This is a genomic window from Prolixibacter denitrificans (assembly GCF_003014495.1).
In the GTDB taxonomy this organism is placed as follows: Bacteria; Bacteroidota; Bacteroidia; order Bacteroidales; family Prolixibacteraceae; genus Prolixibacter; species Prolixibacter denitrificans.
In genome coordinates this window covers 134,543-156,493 of record NZ_PYGC01000005.1, presented here as the reverse complement: position 1 = coordinate 156,493, position 21,951 = coordinate 134,543, and the positions used below count along the sequence as shown (strand labels likewise).

Annotated in this window: 15 protein-coding genes; 4 read left to right on the top strand and 11 right to left on the bottom strand. The window is 46.0% G+C overall.

Annotated elements, in window-relative coordinates:
• Positions 1 to 29: 29 nt before the first annotated feature.
• The 6 genes from CLV93_RS11465 to CLV93_RS11440 form a co-directional block, all read right to left on the bottom strand.
• On the bottom strand, positions 30 to 1,715 hold the full coding sequence (locus CLV93_RS11465) for an alpha-galactosidase D (protein WP_106542342.1): 1,686 nt from the start codon (positions 1,713 to 1,715) through the stop codon (positions 30 to 32).
• A 33-nt stretch (positions 1,716 to 1,748) separates the two neighbouring features.
• Positions 1,749 to 3,326, bottom strand: a complete 1,578-nt coding sequence (locus CLV93_RS11460) for a glycoside hydrolase family 43 protein (RefSeq protein WP_106542480.1) — start codon at positions 3,324 to 3,326, stop codon at positions 1,749 to 1,751.
• 56 nt (positions 3,327 to 3,382) lie between these two features.
• A complete protein-coding gene (locus CLV93_RS11455) occupies positions 3,383 to 4,396 on the bottom strand; it encodes a glycoside hydrolase family 43 protein (protein WP_246187220.1) in 1,014 nt (337 codons plus the stop codon).
• Between the two features lie 11 nt (positions 4,397 to 4,407).
• Complete coding sequence (locus CLV93_RS11450) at positions 4,408 to 5,250, bottom strand: sialate O-acetylesterase (RefSeq protein WP_174821585.1); 843 nt, start codon at positions 5,248 to 5,250, stop codon at positions 4,408 to 4,410.
• A gap of 190 nt (positions 5,251 to 5,440) precedes the next feature.
• The gene (locus CLV93_RS11445; protein WP_106542341.1) at positions 5,441 to 6,334 is read right to left on the bottom strand and encodes an alpha/beta hydrolase; all 894 of its coding nucleotides are present in this window, start codon (positions 6,332 to 6,334) and stop codon (positions 5,441 to 5,443) included.
• A gap of 182 nt (positions 6,335 to 6,516) precedes the next feature.
• The gene (locus CLV93_RS11440) at positions 6,517 to 7,383 is read right to left on the bottom strand and encodes an alpha/beta hydrolase (protein WP_106542340.1); all 867 of its coding nucleotides are present in this window, start codon (positions 7,381 to 7,383) and stop codon (positions 6,517 to 6,519) included.
• 488 nt (positions 7,384 to 7,871) lie between these two features.
• On the opposite strand from CLV93_RS11440, the gene CLV93_RS11435 reads away from it, so the two are divergent.
• The 4 genes from CLV93_RS11435 to CLV93_RS11415 all read left to right on the top strand — a co-directional run bounded on the left by CLV93_RS11435 (position 7,872) and on the right by CLV93_RS11415 (position 15,193).
• The gene (locus CLV93_RS11435) at positions 7,872 to 9,590 is read left to right on the top strand and encodes a glycoside hydrolase family 43 protein (protein WP_106542339.1); all 1,719 of its coding nucleotides are present in this window, start codon (positions 7,872 to 7,874) and stop codon (positions 9,588 to 9,590) included.
• A gap of 707 nt (positions 9,591 to 10,297) precedes the next feature.
• The gene (locus CLV93_RS11425) at positions 10,298 to 11,929 is read left to right on the top strand and encodes a carboxylesterase/lipase family protein (protein WP_211297810.1); all 1,632 of its coding nucleotides are present in this window, start codon (positions 10,298 to 10,300) and stop codon (positions 11,927 to 11,929) included.
• Between the two features lie 134 nt (positions 11,930 to 12,063).
• Positions 12,064 to 12,702, top strand: a complete 639-nt coding sequence (locus CLV93_RS11420) for an endonuclease III domain-containing protein (RefSeq protein WP_211297809.1) — start codon at positions 12,064 to 12,066, stop codon at positions 12,700 to 12,702.
• 277 nt (positions 12,703 to 12,979) lie between these two features.
• A complete protein-coding gene (locus CLV93_RS11415) occupies positions 12,980 to 15,193 on the top strand; it encodes a glycoside hydrolase family 3 C-terminal domain-containing protein (protein ID WP_106542335.1) in 2,214 nt (737 codons plus the stop codon).
• 137 nt (positions 15,194 to 15,330) lie between these two features.
• On the opposite strand, the gene CLV93_RS11410 is transcribed toward CLV93_RS11415, so the two are convergent.
• The 5 genes from CLV93_RS11410 to CLV93_RS11385 all read right to left on the bottom strand — a co-directional run bounded on the left by CLV93_RS11410 (position 15,331) and on the right by CLV93_RS11385 (position 21,891).
• On the bottom strand, positions 15,331 to 17,784 hold the full coding sequence (locus CLV93_RS11410) for a bifunctional YncE family protein/alkaline phosphatase family protein (protein ID WP_106542334.1): 2,454 nt from the start codon (positions 17,782 to 17,784) through the stop codon (positions 15,331 to 15,333).
• Between the two features lie 15 nt (positions 17,785 to 17,799).
• Positions 17,800 to 18,636 carry a hypothetical protein gene (locus CLV93_RS11405; RefSeq protein WP_106542333.1) on the bottom strand — a complete coding sequence of 279 codons (837 nt, stop codon included), beginning with the start codon at positions 18,634 to 18,636 and terminating at the stop codon, positions 17,800 to 17,802.
• 277 nt (positions 18,637 to 18,913) lie between these two features.
• Entirely contained in the window at positions 18,914 to 19,579 is a 666-nt protein-coding gene (locus CLV93_RS11400; protein ID WP_106542332.1) for a hypothetical protein, read from the bottom strand.
• 4 nt (positions 19,580 to 19,583) lie between these two features.
• Positions 19,584 to 20,087, bottom strand: coding sequence for an RNA polymerase sigma factor (locus CLV93_RS11395; RefSeq protein WP_106542331.1), 504 nt, complete (start codon positions 20,085 to 20,087; stop codon positions 19,584 to 19,586).
• An 838-nt stretch (positions 20,088 to 20,925) separates the two neighbouring features.
• A complete protein-coding gene (locus CLV93_RS11385; RefSeq protein WP_106542329.1) occupies positions 20,926 to 21,891 on the bottom strand; it encodes an L-threonylcarbamoyladenylate synthase in 966 nt (321 codons plus the stop codon).
• Positions 21,892 to 21,951 lie beyond the last annotated feature (60 nt).

Below are 21,951 nucleotides of genomic sequence, written 5' to 3'. Positions count from 1 at the left end.
CTGATTTGTCAGATTTAAAATTTCGGCAATTACCTGTGTTTTTTATTTAAGTCGATTTCAATTCTGTCTATGTCAGGTGCCCAGTCTGTAGCATTTGAAATGCGGATGACATTGTAGCCTTTATGCAATTTAACCGGTAGTGTTTCCCGGGCAATTTTGTCCCATCCACCCGAGTTGAGGCAGGAGAGGGGAATATCGGTTCCGTTGACAGAAAGCGTTGCATTACGGTCTTCTCCTGATAAGTAGTAAAGAGAGAGGTTGTATTGGCCTGCCTTGCGGGCGTAAATATGTTGAAATTCGATATAATTATCGGGCCGGTTACCGATTTGAATAACTTTTTCCTTACCAGAGCAAAGGCTGTCTCCAACAGGTTTTGCCAGCCCCGGAAGTGTCTCACTGTTTTGTGTCAGGTTAAAGTCGTTGAGCCACGCATACTCCGCTTCAAAGACATCTTTCAGCCTGGTTTTATGAGCTGTTACCTTAATGAATGAAATACCGTGCTCCGGTACGGTTGTTGAATACACAGAATCTCTTGAACCCAAATCTGCACGGGCCCAGAGGTCGCGCACTTTAGCGCTTCCAACGATATTTAAGTCCTTCCATTTAACCGAAATAGTTGCCGGGGTGATGCTCTGATTCAATAATGCCACGGCAAATTCTTTACTTTGCCGCCCGTTCAGATGCTTTGCCCAAACCTGCAGACTATCTTGTTCATACAGCAAATGAGCCTGCAAGCCAGTTGTATCCTGATTGACGGCGATAACTTCCGGGTTGGTGATGATGGCCTTCGTTTCATCGCTCATTTTGGTCATGTCCAGACCTAGTACCAAAGGCGACGAAAGGATGCACCACATCGAAAAGTGACTTCTGTCTTCACTAGCAGTCATCCCCCGGCCAACTTCCAGCATGTCCATATCATTATAATGACCCGGACTGGCATAGGGAGCCAGGTATTTGCTCAGGTTGATAATACTGATGATACTTTTCCATTTGGGTTTGGAACCGGGGACGTAGTTGATGTCGTGCGACATTCGCCATGAACTGGCTATTCGGGTAACCCAGGTACCGGGGAATTGCCACCGGCAAACGTTAAAGTTGATATCTGTGCGACCCGTGTTGTCAATCGCTTTGCGAATTTCGGTATACCGAGTTTTTTCGTCGAGCTTTTGCTTCAGACCGCCGCAATAATCTACCTTCAGGAAATCGAATCCCCATGTTTTAAAAATCAGGTTGATGTCTTGCTGGTCGTGGCCGTAAAGTCCGCCACCAACACCGCCGGGCTGATGGCTGTATATCGAACCGCAGGTGTTTTCTCCGGCTTCTGTATAAAAACCAGCTTTTAATCCTTTGGAGTGAATATAATCGGCCACAGCCTTCATTCCGTCAGGGAATTTCACCGAATCAATTCTTAATTTTCCGTCGGGATAGCGGCCATCGAAGAAACCATCGTCGATATTGATGTATTGAAATCCTGCAGCCGATAATCCTGACGATACCATGGCGTCGGCTTGCCGTTTAATCAGGCTTTCGCTGATATGGGGACCGAACTGATTCCAGCTGGCCCATCCCATTAGCGGTGTCTGGGAATGGTCGGTATCCGACTCATACTGAGCTTTAACCGGAACCGAAAAAAGGAAAGCAAGCAGCGAGAATATCACCACTTTTCTCATTGCTGTCATCCAATATTTTCCGGGTGTTGATTTATGTGTTCTCATCGGTTTGGATAATTGTCTGTTGTATTACTTATTTTAATCTTCTGACGAAATGTGATTAGCTATGTGGAAATAATCGAAATCGACATAACCGCCGGGGGTTTGGGTGGCATAATTGAATAGTCCGAACCGGTACCCCATGAACTGCGGAATGGTGTATTGCATTTGAAGTTGTGCTCCGATTGATTTCCATGATTTGCCATCGAGGCTATAGAAAAAATGCGCTTTGTCGGTACGGTCTCTGAAATCACATTCAGCTTTCAGGTAAACTGTTTTCTGGTTCAACGGAATACTTGTAATCTCAACCGGCTTTCCTGATTCGGCACTTACCATCACAATCGATTTCCCGCCTTTCTTGAATTTCACTCCTACGAGTCCGTATTTTTTCTGCAAAAGAGCCAGCCCGGCAAAATCGCCTTCTTTCATGTTCGACACATCAATTGATGTAGTCCCGGAGCATACCGGTCCGATTGTACGTTGAGTCAGGGTATTTCGGGCCATCAGGAAACTGGTATCAACACGGCCGGTTGTCAGGCGTAGGTAACCTTTTCGTTGGGTTACCGACCAAAATTTATTGTCGGGGTTATGGTTCCATTGCCAAACCAAAGGCAACACAGCTTCACCTTTGCTCCGGTTAAAATCATCGGAGTTAACAATTCCCGGGATTAAGCTTTTATTGGCGGGAAGCCCCGGCAGGACATCAGGCACTTTACCGTCGACGCCCAACACCGGCCAGCCATTTTCCCATTTTAAGGGAACCAGATACGGAATACGTCCAACGGAACCATGATCCTGGAACAGATAGGCAAACCATCTTCCATCCGGTGTATCAATCAAGCCACCCTGAGCTACTCCCTTGTCCTGCAATCCCAGTTTCCCTTCATAAGGCCCTGTAATTTTATCGGCCCGGTGAATAACGACCGTGCGCATTCCGCCACGTGGCCAGGTAATGTTAAACAGGTAGTATTTGCCATTCACTTTGAACAGCTGGGAACCCTCGGCGCCGAGCATGATGTTCGAACCGGCAGGCGCGCTTGCATTCTCGATGAGCACCCGATCCGAGCCTTCTTTCACACCCGAAAGATCTTTCTTCAATTCGACCAGGTGAAGTTTTCCGGCACCGTAAATCATGTAAATGCGGCCATCATTATCAAAAAACAGCGAGTTATCGTGGAAGCTGGGTCGGAAGGAAGATTCCTTCCACGGACCTTTCTCTATGTCCTTTGTAGAATAGATGTAGGTTTTCCCGGTTGTTTGAGAGAAGGTGGAAACGTAGTACGTTCCGTTGTGGTATCGCAGGCTGCTGGCCCAGGAACCCCTTCCGTATGAACTTTTTCCATTCACCAGGTTCAGTGCATCCACATTGGCAAGGGTGTCGTAGGCATAACTCACCATTTGCCAGTTGACAAGATCTTTCGACTTCATGATCGGCACTCCCGGACTCATGTGCATCGTCGTGCTACTCATGTAATAGGTATCGCCCACCCGAATCATTGACTCGTCCGGAACATCGGCATATATGATGGGGTTATGCGCTGATTTTTCCTGAGCAAATGTTTTTATTGAAAAACTAGTGAGCAGGATGATTATGAAAATGAAACTTAATTTTTTCATGGTAATGTATTTTGGCATACTTAAAAACCAGTTTTGGTAATGGATTGATGACGAGTTTATTTAACAGGTTCTACCCCTTTCTTTGTCTGTATTACTTTCTTTATCGTCCCATCCTGATTGTAGTACATATAGTCGACACATATAGAACGCCGGTAACTTCCTCCTGTCGGAAGTGCCCCGTTGTGATAAAAGAAGTAGGTCTTGCCGTGATAGTCGATGATGCCGGGATGGGTTGTGAAGCTATTTTCGACATTTCCCTCGATGATTCCCCGGTAGGTCCACGGTCCTTCCGGACTTTTCGCAGTGCAGTACTCAATCATCTCCGGTTTGGTTCCGGCCCCGGCATAAACCAAATAGTACAAGCCTTTACGCTTATAAACCCAAGGGCCTTCAATGTAGTGTTTGGGCTTAAACGTATGGATGGGACCGTCAGCTTCAATCATATTATCTTTGAGCTTAATCCACTTGCAACTACCGTTTCCCCAGAATAGATAGGCCTGCCCGTCGTCGTCGATAAATACAGTTGGGTCGATATCATCCCAGCCATATTTCATGTCGGTTGTCATTTCGTTCGTGATGAGCGCTTTCCCAATCGCATCCTTAAACGGGCCGGTCGGTCTGTCGGAAACAGCTACGCCAATAGCTGCCCCTCCGTTACTGTTTTTATCCTTTTTGTGAAAAGTCGCCACATACCAATAAAATTTGCCATTTCGTTCGATACACTGTCCTGCCCATGCATCCTTTTTAGCCCATTTGAACGTTTTGAGAGACAATGGTGAACCATGGTCTGTCCAGTTAACCATGTCGGTGGTGGAATAAACATGCCAGTTCTTCATGGTGAACCAGTTGGAGCCATCTTCGTCATGCCCCGTATATAAGTATACTGTATCGTTATAGACCATTGGTGCCGGATCGGCTGTATAAATGGTTTGAATGATTGGATTCTGAGCATGTCCTGCAAAGGGCATTATCACTAAGGATAGTAATATTATCGATATGATTTTTGAAGAATTCTTCATTCCAATGTTTTTATCACTTTTACCAGCTTTCTCCACTTCGGGATATGCCACGTTTAGCTATTTTATTTATCATCAAGGTTATAACCCAATATCGAAAGCATCTTCTCTCCGTAGCGTTTTCCCAGTATCCGGTAACCTTCGGCGGTAAAATGCAGGTGATCGGAAATGCCCGGACATCCTTCGGATGAAATGACATACGAGTTGGGAATCGTTTCGGGGAGCTTGTCGATAATGGCATTCATACTCGCGCAAGCGCCACCTTCTCCCTTGCTCACAAGTTCACCGGCCAATAATGGAACCGATTTGGGATTCAGGTTTAGATCGTTGATCAGGTTATCGTAAATCCCTTTCACTTTATCGGGCCATTCCTTGTCTCCGGTGTTTGACTCTCCCTGGTGCAGGAGGATTCCTTTAATTACGCCGGATTTCTGAGCGATTTTAGCCATTTCTACAAGACGGGCGTAAGGATTTCCGTCGTATTGGTTGATCATATTGATCATCCAGTCCGGCGCTGTTTTGATATATGCCTTGTAGTGGTCCTTTTCGAAAAGTTCGATTTTACAGCCTCCGACAGCAACATTGATTACGCCGACTTTAATATTTTTCGGAAGATTGGCAACCAAAGTCCGACCGAAATAGTCTGCAGGAGTTAAGCCCGTATTGCATCGGCACAAAGGAGGTACAGCTGTATACCAATGGCCCATTTCTCTTTCCAGGTTTGGACAATTTACGGCTTCCAAAACCTGGAACCGACTGTCTACCGTCGTGTCCTGAGGTTCAAATTTGGCATGGCCTTCCATGTTCGATTGTCCGAAGCACAAAAAGATATAGAAATTAGGATCCTGTGAAAAAGCCTTCATACTGAACAGAAGTAATCCAACAATTGCGAATAATTTTATTTTCATGATGTTTATTTAGCTTATTTTATGTTTGTTCTTATCAGGTTCATTTCAGAAAAGGCGGTCAGGGGCCGGCCGGTAGTCAACGTTGTATTTTAAACGTGTTTGAACGTTAAAATTGCCGACGCAATTGAAGGGAGCGACCGCCCCTTTTGCTTCTTTTATTGGTGCTTTTAGTGAATGCGATAGCGGCTTTTTAATCATCAATTAAGTTCGAATCCTTCATCCATTGAAATAGAGGGACCATCCAACCTTCCTGTCTGAAAATAAAGCCATGGCCGCCTTTTTGGTAAATATGCAATTCCGCAGGAACATGGTGGTGTCTCAATTTTTCGAAATAGATGATGCTGTTGTCCACGTCAACTAATGTATCGTCGCCTGCATGGGTTATATAGGCCGGTGGAGTATTTTCATTGACATGCAATTCGTTTGAGAATTCGTTAATCGTAGCCTGGGTGGGATTCTTACCCAGTAGCATGATCCTCGAACCGATGTGAGTCAAACTATCCTCCATGCTTATGACCGGGTAAGCCAAAATTTGAAAATCGGGACGAAGACTTGTATGATTTTTGTTTTCAATGAGTGCCTTTTTATAATGTGTTGCTTCAGTTGAAGCCAGATGTCCGCCGGCCGAAAAGCCCATGATCCCAATTTTATTTGGATCAATTCCCCATTTGGCTGCGTTTTCCCTGACTACTTTAATGGCTTGTTGCGCATCCTGCAGAGGACCAATTGCTTTATTCCTCATGGTCGAATCATCAGGAAGCCGGTATTTAAGCACAAAAGCAGTAACTCCGTGCGCTGCAAATTTCTTTGCCGTCGACACACCTTCTCCCTGGTAAACCAATACGCTATAACCACCTCCCGGACAAATTACAACGGCCGTTCCGGAAGCATTTTCTTTTTCCGGACGATATATTTCCAGAGTAGGGTGGGTTACTCCCCGGTACATTCCTGAGGTGTATACTTCTTTTATGCCGTTGACCTTTGCGTTCGGTATGGTGTCGGGATATAATTTGATGATCTTTTGCGCATTTACAAATGCAGGAAAGAAAAGCAAAAGCAACAGACAGCTGATTCCTGCTCTCATTGGATAAATTGGTTTGTTTCGTATTTTTTTCATCTTCATTGAAATAGCGAGCGATCAGTTGCTTTGGCCATCGTGTGGGAACCGGGTTCATCAGGATGATGCCCGTCTTCCCGTTTTAGCGTAAGGTCAAAGTGTCAACATTTCTCGTTCGGATGATTTTTTGTTTTCCCCGATGACGTTATTCATTTTCTGAAAAAAACGGCGGAAGGAACCGGCTTAAAAAGCAGTTGTGAGAACATGTACAGGTTATCCTTCCACACTTCGAAATCATGATGTCCACCCGGGACGACGTGATAAATGTGGGGAACATGATGTGCTACGAGATAGTCGTGAGTCCGCTTGCTGAAAGTGATCAGATTATCCTGGTCGCCACAGGAAATCCATAGCAATTTGAGCTGTTTTTTTGCTTTTTCCGGATTGGGTACCAGTACTTCCGGTTCTTTTGTGTTCGGGGCAGAAGAAAAACCACCGACCCATGCGAATTTATCGAGATGCCCCAGCCCAAAATTCAACGATTGTCCGCCGCCCATCGACAGACCCGCCAGTGCACGATGTTTACGATCTTTCATGGCCGGATAGTTCTTTTCAATGTAAGGAATCAGGTCACTGAGTAAATCCTTTTCAAACGTTGCAAAAGCTTCAACTTTGTCTTTGTCAAAGATGTTTCCAACAGGCCTGTCATCCTTCATGGCCCGACCGTTGGGCATCACCACAATCATGGGTTCCACCTTTTTCTCGGCATACAGATTGTCAAGTATATTTTGCATATGCCCGTTCTTCTGCCAAGCGTATTCATCTCCGCCTATCCCGTGTAGAAGATAAAGAACCGGATATTTTTTCTTTTTTGAATATCCTGGTGGAGTATAAACCAGGGCCTTTCGGCTTGTTTCCACGGTTGACGAATGGTAGACGATGGTATCGATTTTTCCGTGAGGGATGTCGGTTTTCATCACGTCGAAGCCTTGCGGTGCCTGTTTCGAAAGGCCTTGCGAAACAGCTGTCATACTGGTAAACAGCATAGCACAGAGAACAAAAATTAGTCTTTTCATAGGGTATCGTAAATATTGATTTAGTGTTTTGTAATTGTCTCTTCAGGTTGTTGATATTACAGCGGCTTGGAATGTGCCCGCTATGACTGAATATTGATGTTGAAAAATTACAAATTGCTCTGTTGTTAAGGTTTCAAATCCGGATAATCTTTTTGAGAAAATAGATAAACTGTGTTTTCTCCAGCGCTACGTTTGGCTCAAACGTATTGCCTTCAAATGCAGGTTCCGTTTAATGTTAAAAAAGGAAACAGTCAGAGGAAATCTTGAGGTCTATGCGAATTTTTCATTTCTCGTATCAGCAAGTCAGGACATAAAAATACCTCAAATCAAAAGTCAGATACTCAAAATTCAAACGCAGATTGAGGAGTGATATATACATTGCGGTAATGGTTGGAGAACCATTTTTGACCGATAAATCATTTGTTGAATCTGTTTCTATTATCGGGCAGATTCGTTGTTAATAATAATTATCTATAACTATATTCCTGATGACTAGACTGCTTTCTTACATCTATTTGGGACTGATCTCTTTGTGTTGTTTTTCGCTTTCGGGTTGTTCCTCTGGCGCAAAATCAAAAACAGTTCATTTTTCGAAAGATCGTTTTGTAGCCCATTTTGATTATTTCAATTATCGTGGGGACGATGATTTTTACAAAAAAAATCCTTTGCCGGGTGACGATTACTTCTACAATCCGATTTTGCCCGGATGGTATTCTGACCCCAGCATTTGCAAAAATGGGGATGACTACTTTTTGGTAACATCCACTTTTTCATATTTCCCCGGCGTCCCGATTTTTCATAGTAAAGACTTGGTCAACTGGAAGCAAATTGGGAATGTTCTGGATAGGCCTTCTCAATTAAAGCTCAATGGACAACGAGTAAGTCAGGGAATTTTTGCTCCGGCTATAAGTTATAATCCCCATAACCAGACTTACTATATGATTACCACCAATGTTGGAGGTGGAAATTTCTTTGTGAAAACAAAAGATCCGTTTGGTGAATGGTCCGACCCTGTTTGGTTACCTGACGTGCATGGAATTGATCCTTCTTTCTTTTTCGATGATGACGGTAAAGCATACATTGTCAATAATGACGAGCCGGTTGGTGGTTCGAAATATGAAGGACATCGGGCCATCCGTATTCAACAATTTGATGTAGAAAAGGAAAATACGTTTGGTCCAAGGATTATGTTGGTTAATGGTGGGGTGAATCTTGCTGAAAAGCCGATATGGATAGAAGGTCCGCACATGTATAAGATCAATGGTAAGTATTACCTGATGTGTGCGGAGGGAGGCACATCGGTCAATCATTCGGAGGTCATATTCAGAGGCGATACACCCATGGGGAAATTCACTCCCTGGGACAAAAATCCAATACTGACTCAGAAAAATCTGGATCCGAATCGGCCTGTCCCAATTACATGTGCAGGTCATGCAGATTTGGTACAGAAAGAAAACGGGGAATGGTGGGCCGTTTTCCTGGCGTGTCGTCCCATTGGGAACAAGTTTGAGAACCTAGGGCGTGAGACCTTTTTGTTGCCGGTAAAATGGAGCGATGATGGCTTCCCATACATAACAAAGGTTAATGAGGTAGTTCCCAGAATCGTTCGCATGGTGGGTGTGAAAAGAGATTCAATTTGCACAGTTGGGAATTTCGAAAAGAACGATGATTTTAACTCCCGAAAACTGGATGATGAATGGATGACTTTAAGAGAACCGATCGATTCCCTTTACTCTTTAACTGATAATCCCGGATATTTAAGCCTTAAGTGTGCGGGTGTTTCCTCTACTGAGCTGAAAGCTCCCGCTTATGTTTGTCGAAGAATGCAACATCACAAATTTGTATGCACGACAAAATTGTATTTCGAGCCAACCAATGAAAAAGAGACCGCCGGCCTTTTGCTCTTGAAAGATGAAAAGCATCAATATTTTCTTTCAGTAGGAAAACTGGATGGAGGCAGAAAAGTAAGTCTTGAGAAGATAACGGATTCAGGAGACTTCACGTTAGCAAGTAACCGGATTGCCGGGGGAACTACCCCAATTCGATTGAAAGTTGTTTCCAAAGGGAAGACTTATGACTTTTACTATGCATCCGGCGATGGAGCTTGGCAAAGCCTTTGCAAGGATATAGATGCTTATTATTTATCCACCGCCAATTCATTTGGATTTACGGGAACAACCATTGGAATGTATGCTACAAGTAAGTAGGAATTCATGAAGAAAGATTTGGTGGATGAGTAACAGGATTCAGCTAGACAAAAAATAGCTCCGTTTATTAGTATTGGCATTTTTTCATAGATGTAACAGTTGGTGGACTCTGATTTGGAACAGAACAGAGTCCATCTTTTTTATATTCAGTATATTTCGAATGATGATGTGAGTCTTGATAACGAAGGCGTGGTTCCCAGAGATTTGAGTGATTATCATTTCGGATAACAATTTTCGGGAGTAAGTGTGTATTTGTTCGCCTTTTATGTATACAGTGTACCTGTTTTCGCAATTAATGGCGGAAAAAAAGCATACGGTTTGACATCTCGGTGGATGGCAGTTCGCTTTTGATGCTGAAAGTAAGGTTAGGGAATATTTTGAAGAGTGGGAAAACAAATGCCATAAAATCTAGTGGTCGTAAGGTGTTGTTGGTCAGTTTTGTGATGGTGTGTTTTTCTTGTGAAGGTTTGTCTGGTTACATATTGGGGACTTTGCTTATATTTTTGTCACTTCTTTTTTCTATCGATTGGTTACAGATATTCCCCTTTATGTGCCTTTTTCTGATGCCCGGCGAAATAAAAGAGTTAGCGTTAAACTTATTGTTTGAAATTTATATTGGTTTTATATCTGTGAAAATGTATTTTGCACAGTAACACTTCTATTCACGAGAAGTGAACCCTATCATTAAATCACTAAAGCAAATGGATATGCATACCAAAAGAAGTTTTCTAACCATCACACTACTCTTCCTGGCTGTCGGAGCTTTTGCCCAGTTAACCGGCAAGCATCCCCGCGTGACGACTCAAAACGGGGTATTGGAAGGAGTCAACGAGTCGGGTGTCGAAGTTTTTAAAGGAATTCCATTTGCTGCTCCACCGGTAGGAAAATTGCGCTGGAGGGAACCGCAGCCGGCGAAAAACTGGCAGGGCGTTCGCAAAGCGGACCATTTCGGCCCCAATCCCATGCAATTGCCGGTGTTTGGTGATATGAATTTTGGCACCGATTCGATGAGCGAGGATTGCCTCTATCTGAATGTTTGGACGCCTTCCAAAACCGGTAAAGAAGGTCTTCCTGTGCTGGTTTATTTTTATGGTGGCGGATTGATTGCCGGTGCGGGCAGTGAACCCCGTTATGGTGGCGAACGGATGGCCCGGAGGGGTATGATTACCATTACTGCCAATTACCGGCTCGGCATATTCGGATTCTTCTCTTATCCCGGCCTGACGAAGGAGTCGCCCAATCACGCATCGGGAAACTACGGATTCCTCGACCAGGTAGCCGCGTTGAAATGGGTGAAAGAAAATATCAAGGCATTTGGCGGCGATCCCAATCGCATCACCATTGCCGGTGAATCGGCCGGCTCGATTTCGGTGAGTGCGCTGATGTGCTCCCCGTTGTCGAAAAACCTGTTTGAGCAGGCCATTGGCTCCAGTGGTTCACTCATGGGAGCCTTGTCGCCCGAGCCTTTGAAGAAGGCCGAGAAAGCCGGGGAAGCGTATGCTGAAAAGGAGGGATACCAGTCGCTGGCCGACCTGAGGGCTATCCCGGCTGAGAAATTGCTGCACATGAAAGCGCCCCGCTTTGCCACTGTCATCGATGGCTATTTCCTGCCCGAACAACCGGTGAAAATCTTTTCCGAAGGGAAACAGGCTCATGTGCCGTTGTTGGTGGGCTGGAACTCCGAGGAGATGGCGCCGGGCTTTTTGCTGCGCGGGAAAAAGCCGACACTGGAAAATCTGAAAGAAGCGCTCAAAGGACGGTTCGGTGATCAGACCGACGAAGTGCTGCAGAAGTATCATATTACCGACGACGCCTCTGTGATGGGGCAGGGAGGCATCGATTTGGCTTCCGACCTGTTCATCGCGTTCAGTACCTGGAAATGGAGTGAGATGCAGGCCAAAACCGGTGGTGAACAGGTTTACCGTTACCGGTTCTGTCATCCCCGGCCCGAAATGGTGGCGGCGATGGCGGGCAAAACAGCCGGACTGGCCGGCGGTGTTCAGGATAACAAGGACAAGAGCGCTCCCAAGCCTCCGAGAGCCATCGGTGCGGTGCATTCGGCCGATATCGAATATGCGATGGGGAACCTGCCCACCAACCGGGTGTACGATTGGCAACCGGGCGACTACATTGTTTCGGATATCTTCCAGATGTATTACGCCAACTTTGTGAAAACCGGTAACCCGAACGGCCTGGGTGTCCCCGAATGGGAGGCGGTGAACAACCAGCCCGTGGCCCCGGTCATGCAGATCAATGTGGATACCTATCAGAAAAAAGATCCGGAACTGGAAGCCCGCTACCGGTTCATGGATAAGCTGTTCTTCCCCAAAGAACAATAACTGATAGAAACAGTTGAAATGAAGAAGGAGTTAGAGCAGTGCTTTAGCTCCTTTTTCGCTTCACTGAATTTTGTAAGCAACCGATTTTCCCTACTTTTAATCGAACTTGATATTCTTACTAAATGAGCATGGCTATGGAAATAAATTGGACACAGGAACTAGAACCGCTATTTCAGCAATACGGAAAACGTCAACATCCACTGGATTATAAAAGCCGCTACCAACTGGTGGTCATGGTTGTTTTATCCGCTCAGGATTCGGATAAACACATCAACGAGGTGGCGCCCGGATTCTTTGAGGCGTACCCGGATATGGAGGCACTTTCGAGGGCTGAGCCAGCCGATTTACAACAACACATTGGCTCGGTCCGGAATTTTGGCAACAAATCGAAGTGGCTGATCAAAATGGCCGGAATGGTTGGAGCGGATGAAAATATTCCCCGAACCCTGGATGAGCTGGTCAAGCTACCGGGAATCGGGCGAAAATCGGCTAACGTAATAATTCGGGAATCGGGAGATACTGCCGAAGGCATTATCGTCGATTTACATGTTGTGCGTGTGGCTCCGCGATTAGGGATTGCTATGCAGGAGGAAAAACCCAAGCCGGAAAAAATCGAAAAGCAATTAATGGCAGCCATCCCGCAGGAGCGATGGAACGAAGCAGGTATGTCTATCTCTTTCCTCGGGCGTGAGATTTGCCGTCCGAGCAATCCCAAATGCGAGCAGTGTGTCATGAATTCCGTTTGCCGGTATTACAGAGAAGCGAAACAGTAAACCATCTGATAAATAGCGTTATTGGAAGAGGGTGTTAAGTTTTACTCTGGAATTCGTGTTTTTTTTTACACTTTTTCTTCAAATTTGTTTTCTCAGACTTTTACGGAAGTAAACGCGGTGGAATCTGAACTCTACCGGTGATGGCATGTTTTTGCGGTGGATTACGGATGAGATAGAAGAGAACCGGTAGGGGGACGTCACATTGCGAAAGAGCTGGTTAAAGCGGGCAGCGAATTAATTAAACCAATTTGAATAATAACTTATATTGATAACTCCTATGAAGACAAAAGCAATTGCCTTGCTCGTCCTGTTTCATTTTTTTCATGCAGGATTAATGGCTCAGGAAAAGAAACCTAATGAAGCAAACTTTGAGTGGTACGACATGTCGTTGCCGATGGAAGACCGAATCGATGCCTTGATTTCGGCGATGACCGTTGATGAGAAAATTAGTCAGTTGATGAATGCCAACGCCCCGATACCGCGACTGGGCGTTAAGGAATACGACTGGTGGAACGAATGCCTACATGGCGTGGCGCGCAACGGAAGAGCGACGGTGTTCCCGCAGGCCATTGCTTTAGGGGCAACCTTCGATACCAAACTGGCTTTCCAGGTAGCAACTGCCATTTCCGACGAAGCCCGGGCAAAGTTTAACATCGCCCAGAAAATGGGGAATTATAACCGGTATGCCGGTCTGACCTTCTGGACACCGAATGTGAATATCTTTCGTGACCCGCGTTGGGGCCGGGGGCAGGAAACGTACGGCGAAGATCCTTTTCTGACATCCCGCATCGGAGTGGCATTCGTTGAAGGATTGCAGGGAAATAATCCCAACTACCTGAAAGCTGCCGCCTGTGCGAAGCATTTTGCCGTACACTCCGGACCGGAGGCGTTTAGACATCAGTTCAACGCGGTGGTTTCTCCCAAAGACTTATGGGAAACTTATCTGCCGGCTTTTGAAGCCCTAGTGAAAGAGGCAAAGGTTGAGGCCGTCATGGGAGCATACAACCGAACAGATGGAGAAGCCAGCTGCGCGAGTCCCTTTCTGCTACAGGACATCCTCACCAAACAATGGGGTTTTAAAGGGCACATTGTTTCCGATTGCGGAGCAATTCAGGATATCTGGAAAGACCATCATCTTGCAAAGACGCCTGAAGAAGCTTCATCAATGGCCATTAAAGCTGGCCTGGATTTGAATTGTGGGAGAACATTTGAAAGCCTGAAAAAAGCACTGGATGAAAAGCTGGTGACAGAAAAAGATATTGACAAAGCCTTGCACGATTTGTTGAGAACCAAATTTCGCCTGGGTTTTTTTGACGACAACCGGGATAATCCATATGCGCATATTTCGCCGGATGTTATTGGCTCCAGCGAGCATCGAAAACTGGCGCTCGAGGAAGCAGAAAAATCAATCGTCCTGGTGAAGAATAAAAACCATGTTCTTCCATTAAAAAAGGATTTGAAAAGTGTTTTTGTCACCGGCCCGCAAGCGGCTAACGAGGAGGTACTGCTGGGGAATTACTATGGCGTTAACAACAATACCGTCAACATTCTGGACGGAATTGTCAGCCAATTGAGCCTGGGAACAACCATCAATTACCGTTATGGTCAACTTCCTTACCGGGAAAATGTAAATCCAATGGATTACGTGACAGGAGGAGCTGCTGCGGCCGATGTTTGCATTGCTGTGATGGGGATTAACGGATTAGTGGAAGGCGAAGAGGGAGCTGCCATTGCTTCAGAGCATAAAGGCGACCGGAAGGACATCAGGCTTCCGCAAAGCCAGATCGACTTTCTCAAGAAAATAAAAGCGAAGGGGAAAGGTAACCCATTAGTTGTCGTGATTACAGGTGGTTCGCCAATCGCCATTCCCGAAATTTATGATATTGCCGATGCCGTTTTATATGTCTGGTACCCGGGTGAAGAAGGCGGAACCGCAGTTGGTAATATTCTTTTTGGCGATGCTGTTCCTTCCGGACGGTTACCGTTCACAGTACCTAAATCGGTTAACGATCTTCCTCCTTACGAGGATTATTCGATGAAGGGGCGTACGTACAAATACATGGAGAAGGAACCACTTTTCCCGTTTGGCTTTGGACTGTCCTATTCCAAATTCGAATATAGTAAAATGAATATCGGCGCAGGTCCGGATGGCAAGATAACTGCCAAAGTGACGATTTCGAACACCGGTAAATTTGATGCCGAGGAGGTGGCTCAGATGTATACCAGTTCTCCGTTAGCCGGAAAGGGCGACCCCTTTTATTCACTGGTCGCTTTTCAACGCGTATCTGTGCCAGCAGGCCAGTCGAAAGTTGTTCAGTTTGAATTGCCCGAAAAAGCTTTCACGGAGGTTAATGAAGCGGGAAAACGGGTGCTTCGAAAAGGCGACTACAAGCTTTGGATTGGAGGATCGCTTCCCGGGAATCGGAGTACAGCACTAGGGGCATCGAAATGCCAGGAGATGTCTGTCGATGTTGCCCAACTTTTGAGATAAGATATACCGGTTAGCGAATTTTCCCTGGCGGAGATGAGTTACCCGGAATGAATTGAAAGATTTTGATATGATAAAAAGAGCCGGAAATTTTCCCGGCTCTTTTTGTTTTGAATCATCAATATCTTGTTGCTCTTTACCTAATCGTCGTCGTCGTCTTTCACAGGAACTACGAATGCACTGTGGCGTGGTGCCGGCATGACGGCATTTTCGCCTTTAATCGCTTTCCAGATGACTTCGTTCAACGCGATATCCGGAGCCGCATCTTCGTGCGAAAAGTCGAAGGTGGCCGATAGCCTGCTACTGGCATTCACGGCTACATTGCGTTTGTTCAGGTCGATGTTGGCCGGCTTATGTTCGTAGGGCGTAAAATCGGGATGATTGGTGAAACACTTGTAGAGCGGAGTAGCCGCCGCATCGTATTGGCTCATGGGCGGCAGGCCCAGAATCAGTTCAATGGTGCGCAATACACCCGAAGTGGAATACATGTCGTGAATCACGGCATTGCGTTTCACATACGGGCCGGCCACAAATACCGGCGAGCGGTGTGCGTCCACATGGTCGGGCCCGTTCTGCGCATCGTCTTCCAAAACAAAAACCACCGATTCTTTCCAAATTGGACTGAGGGAAAGATGTTCCAGGAAACGGCCCAGTGCCAAATCGTTATCAGCGACGGCAGCCCGTGGCGCAATACTTCCCAGATGTTGTCCGCTGGTATGGTCGTTCGACAGCCGGATGGTGTTGAAATGCGGAACGGCATGGCGGGTAACCAACGAATCAAAGTCGTGCATCCAGGCATCTACCCGAACCTGGTCTTTGATGCTCAGGTCGAAGCCGGGTGACTTTGGACAAATGTGGCCTTTCAGTGCTTTCAGCGATGTTTTGCCCATGTTGCAGAACTCGCCGTAACTGCGGTAACTCACTCCGGCCCGCTGGCAGTAGTTCCAGATATAGCCATCGCGCGGGTAGCTGGCTTTCATCTGTCCTTCGTAGCCGTAGGTGCCACCCCGACTGCCATAATAAGTTGGCCAGGTTTTCTCTACCACATCGGTGGCGTAGGCGGCTGTGCTCCAGTTGTGGCCATCGGCACTCACTTCGGCATCGGTGTAGAAGTTATCCAGGAGCACAAAATCGTTGGCAATGGCGTGATGGTTGGGTGTAACCTTTTTTCCGAAAATACAGAGTGAATCAACACCGTTCCCTTTCTTCACGTCGCCCATCACCTGGTCGTAGGTGCGATTTTCCTTGATGATGTAGAAGACGTATTTGATGGGAGAGGCGTCACCTTTCTTGCGGGGAATGGGATTTCCCTTTTCGCCCGGCGCGTCTTTTACCTTTTTCTCGTTGAACGGCGTGTTGGCGTAAACCTGGCGGGTGTACTTCTTTAGCAGTGCTTCATCCGGATTGTCAATAAAAGAGAGAGCTCCTTTGAACAAGCCGGCAATGTACTGCACATGTTTCTTCACCGAAATCCCCTGCTGATAACCGCTGTCGTCTTTTTTCGATACGGGTTGCGGTCCGTCCGGGTTGGCCATCGAAGAGAAGCCTTTTCCGTTGGTCACCAAAATTTTGTTGCCCAGTGTTTTTACATTTGTGGGGTACCATCCTACCGGGATGAAGCCTTTACTCTTGCTATCTCCCGGTTCGGAGACATCAAAAACGGCCAGGCAATTATTGTCGGCGTTGGCAATGTACAAGGTCTTTTCGTCCTTCGACAAAGCCAGTCCATCGGTGGTTGAGCCCGTTAAACGGGTAGGATAGAGCGCAGCTGAAAGCGTTTCGATGACCTTGTTTTTGCCGGTGTTGATAACCGAAACCGTGTTGTCATTCGCGTTAGCAACAAACAAAATCGTGCCTTTTTTATTCAGCACTAATTCATTGGGATGACTACCCGTTTTGATTTCGCCGGTAATCTTCTTTTTAGCGGTGTTGTACACAACCACATGATTTTTGCCCCATAGCGAAACATACAATTTCTTTTGGTTGGGCGATAACACACAGCTATATGCAATTCCCGGTAACGGAACACTATCGATGACCTTTTTCGATTTCAGGTCGATGGTGTAGATTCGGTTGTCTTCTTTGGTCACCGAGTACAGCACCAGGTCGTTTTTGCTAACGGCTATTCCGGTCGGACAAACTCTGCCTTTAGGCCACGGTTTTGCCAGCCGAATGGTATCGGGGACGCTAAGTTGATTGTTGTCGATGTGAAAATCCAGGATGATGTTGTCGTATCCTCCTGACGCATACAGGTGCTTCTCATTGTGGCTGAAAGCCAATCCATACCAGGATTTGCCAACCACTTTCGTGTCGAGTAACTTTTCGTGCTTCAGATCGATCAACTGCACCGTTTGCGTGCTTTCGCCATTATTGGTTACAGCCGCGTATTTTCCCGACGGACTGACTTGCAGGTTGAGCGGTAAATCGCCCAGAGTTAAAGCTGTTCCGGCCGGACTTAATTTCCAGCCGTTGGGCAACAAAACCTGTTGGGCGTGTCCTGTGGGGCCCGGCGTTTGCGCCGAGGCAGGCTTTCCCTGAAACAGAGAGATAATAATGGAAGCCAGGATGACTCCTACTTTGTAAAAGTGATTCATCTATTGAAATTATTTTTAACTACCTGAAAGATTGAAGACAATTCGCGCACGTACCATTAAACCTGCCTGGGAAGGGAGTTCCCGGATGGCTGCCGGATTCGTTTCATTGCTGCGTGAGGCGAACATGACCGGGCCGCCTGAGAGCGAAAAGGAAAAACGGGACTCACTGGGGACCAGGTTGAGGGAAGGACCGACCAGTATTTTGGCACCACCTTCGGCTTCTTCCGGATCCCAAAGACCTTCCAAATCTTCTCCTACAGCCTCCACGCCTCCGTGCAAATTACCGAATAAACGGTACTGAACTCCAAAACTCGTGAGGATATCGATTTTATCGCGGTAACTGACAAATGCCTTTTCCAATAAAACATTTCCTCCGATGTTCCAGCGAGACGCCTCATAAGAGGCTGTTATTCGACTTAAGGCTGATGTGACATTGCTGAAATCGCGCTGCAGTCCCAGCCCGACTCCAAGCCGTAATCCACTGGCTTTTTTACCCCCTATAATGTCGCGGATGACTTCCACTTGTTGTGAACTGACGACGTTCTGGTTTGCCTGGAAACCCAGCGCGGCATTCACGTTTAAGGTGAATCGATGGCCTAAATAACCTTTTAAGGCGAACTGCTGACCAACACCGTCATAGCCAAAGAGGTCTTCGGAACGCTTGCCATAGCTGCTGGAGTAATTCAGGCTCCAGGAGTGATCGTCGGGAGTAAGTGTTGAAACCGAGAAGAGAAAAGGTTCCGGGGTCCGGTTGGTTGGCTCAACATACAGACTGTTCTCATCTGCCGTTTGTGCCATGGCTGAGAAACTCAGCATTCCTGACAGGACCAGGAGCAGGAATTTTTTGTTCATACGACTGTTCATTTTGCTTTTACTTGATAAGCCAGTTATAGAATCATGTCTTGTAAACGCTCGAAAGCGAACTGGGTTCCCATTTTTTGCGTTTTATCGGGAACAAAGATGTATTAATTATAATGATTCTACATAAAGAAACAGGAAACCTTTCAATTACACGTAAAATTTGGGTTAAAACCAGATGTCAAAAATGTTTTTTTAACGAAGTCAGCAGTACAAACCCAATGGTATTTTGTGCAGAGTTTATTTCTAATCGTTTGAGGCTCGAGTCATTTTACATCTCTTCTTGTTCGAATTCTTCGATCTGTTTCAAAAATCCGAGTGCTTCATCCACCTGGCTACCGCTTCCCTGCAACAGCCAGTTTAGCCATCTTTTGTTGATGTTTTTAGGCCTGAGAGCTCTGAGTGCCATCAGTGAGAATGCTTCCAGTATGATGGTGGCGATGCCAAAGGAGACGATCATGTGGTAGTTCATCACTTCCACCATATCGAATTGAAAGAGGGCTTTCACCACAAACAAGCCAATGAACGGGCTGAACGGAAGTATCCATGCTCCGATTCGTAAATTAGTCACCACCGAGAATTTAATCTTCGAGATATCCTTCTGAAGTTTCACAATGGGAGCGTTGTAATCGACCGAAAGAATTTGCTGCAGTTGCCTGATGGATGAAATAACCAGCATAACTGAGAACAGGGCCACAACAGCGCCTGAGAACATGAAGTACCAGGTTCCCCAATTCGCTACCGCGAAATAGAGGGCATACGATGCGGCAATGAGGAAAAAGATAAGGGTACTGATGGGAAGGAAAAGCAAACTTCTCAAGGATGATTTGGCTTTGTTCAATTTAACTTCCCGTAAGAGTGTTGCATTGAGTTTTCGGGTACTGTCGAGCCATGCTTCATTCTGTTTCCAGAGTTCGTGTATATTTACGTTTTCCATGATGTTATTGATTAAATTTTTTCTTGAGTTGTTTTTTGATCCGGTTGATTTTTGTGCCCACGTTACTGACCGAAATTCCCATCGCTTCCGAGATTTCAGTGTGGCTGTTGTCATCCAGATACATAATCAGAATCGCCTTGTTCAACGGGTCGAGTTCGTCAATTAGTTCCCGAAGCCGTTTGAGATTTTCATCGATTTCAGGTTCTTCGTCTTCTTCCACGCTGACCAGTTTGTCCGGCATTGGTACCACATATTTTTGCCGGCTTTTTAGTTTCCGATAGTGTGAGATAGAAACGTTGAAAGCAACTTTGTACATCCAGGTGGTTACTTTCACCCGGTGATCGAATTTCTCATATCCTTTGATGATTTGAAAAATGATTTCCTGGATCAGATCCTCCTGTTCGTGAACATCGGAGCAATAACTGTTGACGACCTTGTAAATGAGTCTCCGGTGTTGCTCAATGAGATGGACTATTTCGGTATGATTTCCCATTTTCCTGGTTTTCATCTCATTCGGTTTTTAACGGCTCCATCCCGCACACTTTCGATGTTCCTGCGGTTTGCCATCTGTTAAATTAGTTTTCCATCTAAACATCTCGTTTTCTTTTTAGGTTCTGTTTACCCCATTTATCGATTGACGTTCAAAAAATCACACTTCAGTGGAAAAATTTCTGGGATGAGGGCAGGCAAGATGTTTTGACTGCTGCATTCGTATGGTTTCATTGAATGAGAAATGAATGTAGCATTGTTGGGAGGGAGTTGTGGGAATGTTTTCGATTGTGTGCTTGATTTCGGGAATTGGTTGGGCTAAGAGATCTTGAATGTCAAATACAAAAACAGGATGATAGGCCATAGCAATAGTGCATAGGCAGCTATCTTACTCTTGGAATAGAGTCTGTTGCTTATCAGGAGATTGACAATTAAAATGACAGGGTATGAATTGACTGCGGTAAAGAGTCCCCAAATCATCAGGTTTTTACTTGCGTTGCGCTCGTCGAAGAAGAGTAGAGACATCATGAAAACAAAGGGCCAAAATCCGATGGGCAATAGGCTTACGATTCTTAACGTCCTAAAAGCTATATTTTTATTCGTTTTTTTAAGCCCCATGTCGGTCGAATCCTTATCTGGTTATTTCGGGGTAAAAGGCCGTATAAGAAGTTACAAAACATCTCAGCGAAATTCAATTCATGACAGGCTGTAATTAATTTATACTGTGTGTTGAAGCTATTTGGCAATGCTTATTCAATTTACGCTATGATCTAGCGAGTTGGCCGGAATAAGTGAAGATACGGTCATTGTATGATTTAAGCCAAACAGGATAATACTCGTGTGACCCGGGGATTATTTCAAATTTCAGAGCTCCCTTTTCTCCAGTTATATTCCGCTTTCCGCAATCGGTCCATAATGGCTTTACCGATGCCGGTTTCGGCCACCGGTTCGGCCACAATGATTTCGATTTCGCTGTCGTCTTCGAACGTATGCATCGCATCGAACATGTTCACAGCGTACTCTTTTAAATCATTGCTTTCCGATACCCGGATGATTTTCCGGTAGCCGTTTTCGTATTTTCCGGTAAACGACAGTAAACCGGCTTTGCTTTTGTCGATATCTACCGGAATATTTTTGTCGGCCACAATCATTTTTTTCACCGGGCTGTAATGCGATTTCACCATTCCCGGGGCAACGATCGATTCCGTTTTTTCGGAATCGTCGAATGACAAAACTTCTTCGATGTCTTCTTTGGTGATGATGCCGTTGCGCAAAATCCGGAACCCTTTTTCGGTGAGCTCGATGATGGTGGACTCGATACCAACCGTGGTTTTCCCGCCGTCCAGAATGTAGTCGACATCGGGCAATTGCTTTCTCACGTGGTTGGCCGTGGTAGGACTGATGCGGCCGAATTTATTGGCGCTCGGAGCGGCAATCGGACGACCGGATGTTCTGATAAGTTCACGGGCGATTTCGTTGGCGGGCATGCGAATCCCCACGGTAGGCAGTCCTGAAGTAACGATGTCGGGAACCAGTTTGCTTTTGGGAAGCACCAGGGTTAACGAGCCGGGCCAGAATTTTTCTGCCAGCAGGTAAACACGGTCGTCCACCTCAGCGGTCAGCTTTTTCAGGTCGTCCAGATCGGCAATGTGGATGATGAGCGGGTCGAACGATGGACGTTCCTTCAAGGCGAAAATCTTGGCCACAGCCATCGGGTCAAGCGCATTGGCTCCCAAACCATAAACGGTTTCGGTGGGGAAGGCTACCAGTTTCCCTTCCTGAATCAATCGAGCCGCCAGCTCCATATTATTTTGTCGATCCATGCTTCTTCTTACCAATTTCGAAATGTTGCCATTATTACAACACTGCCTTCGCAAAGGTTC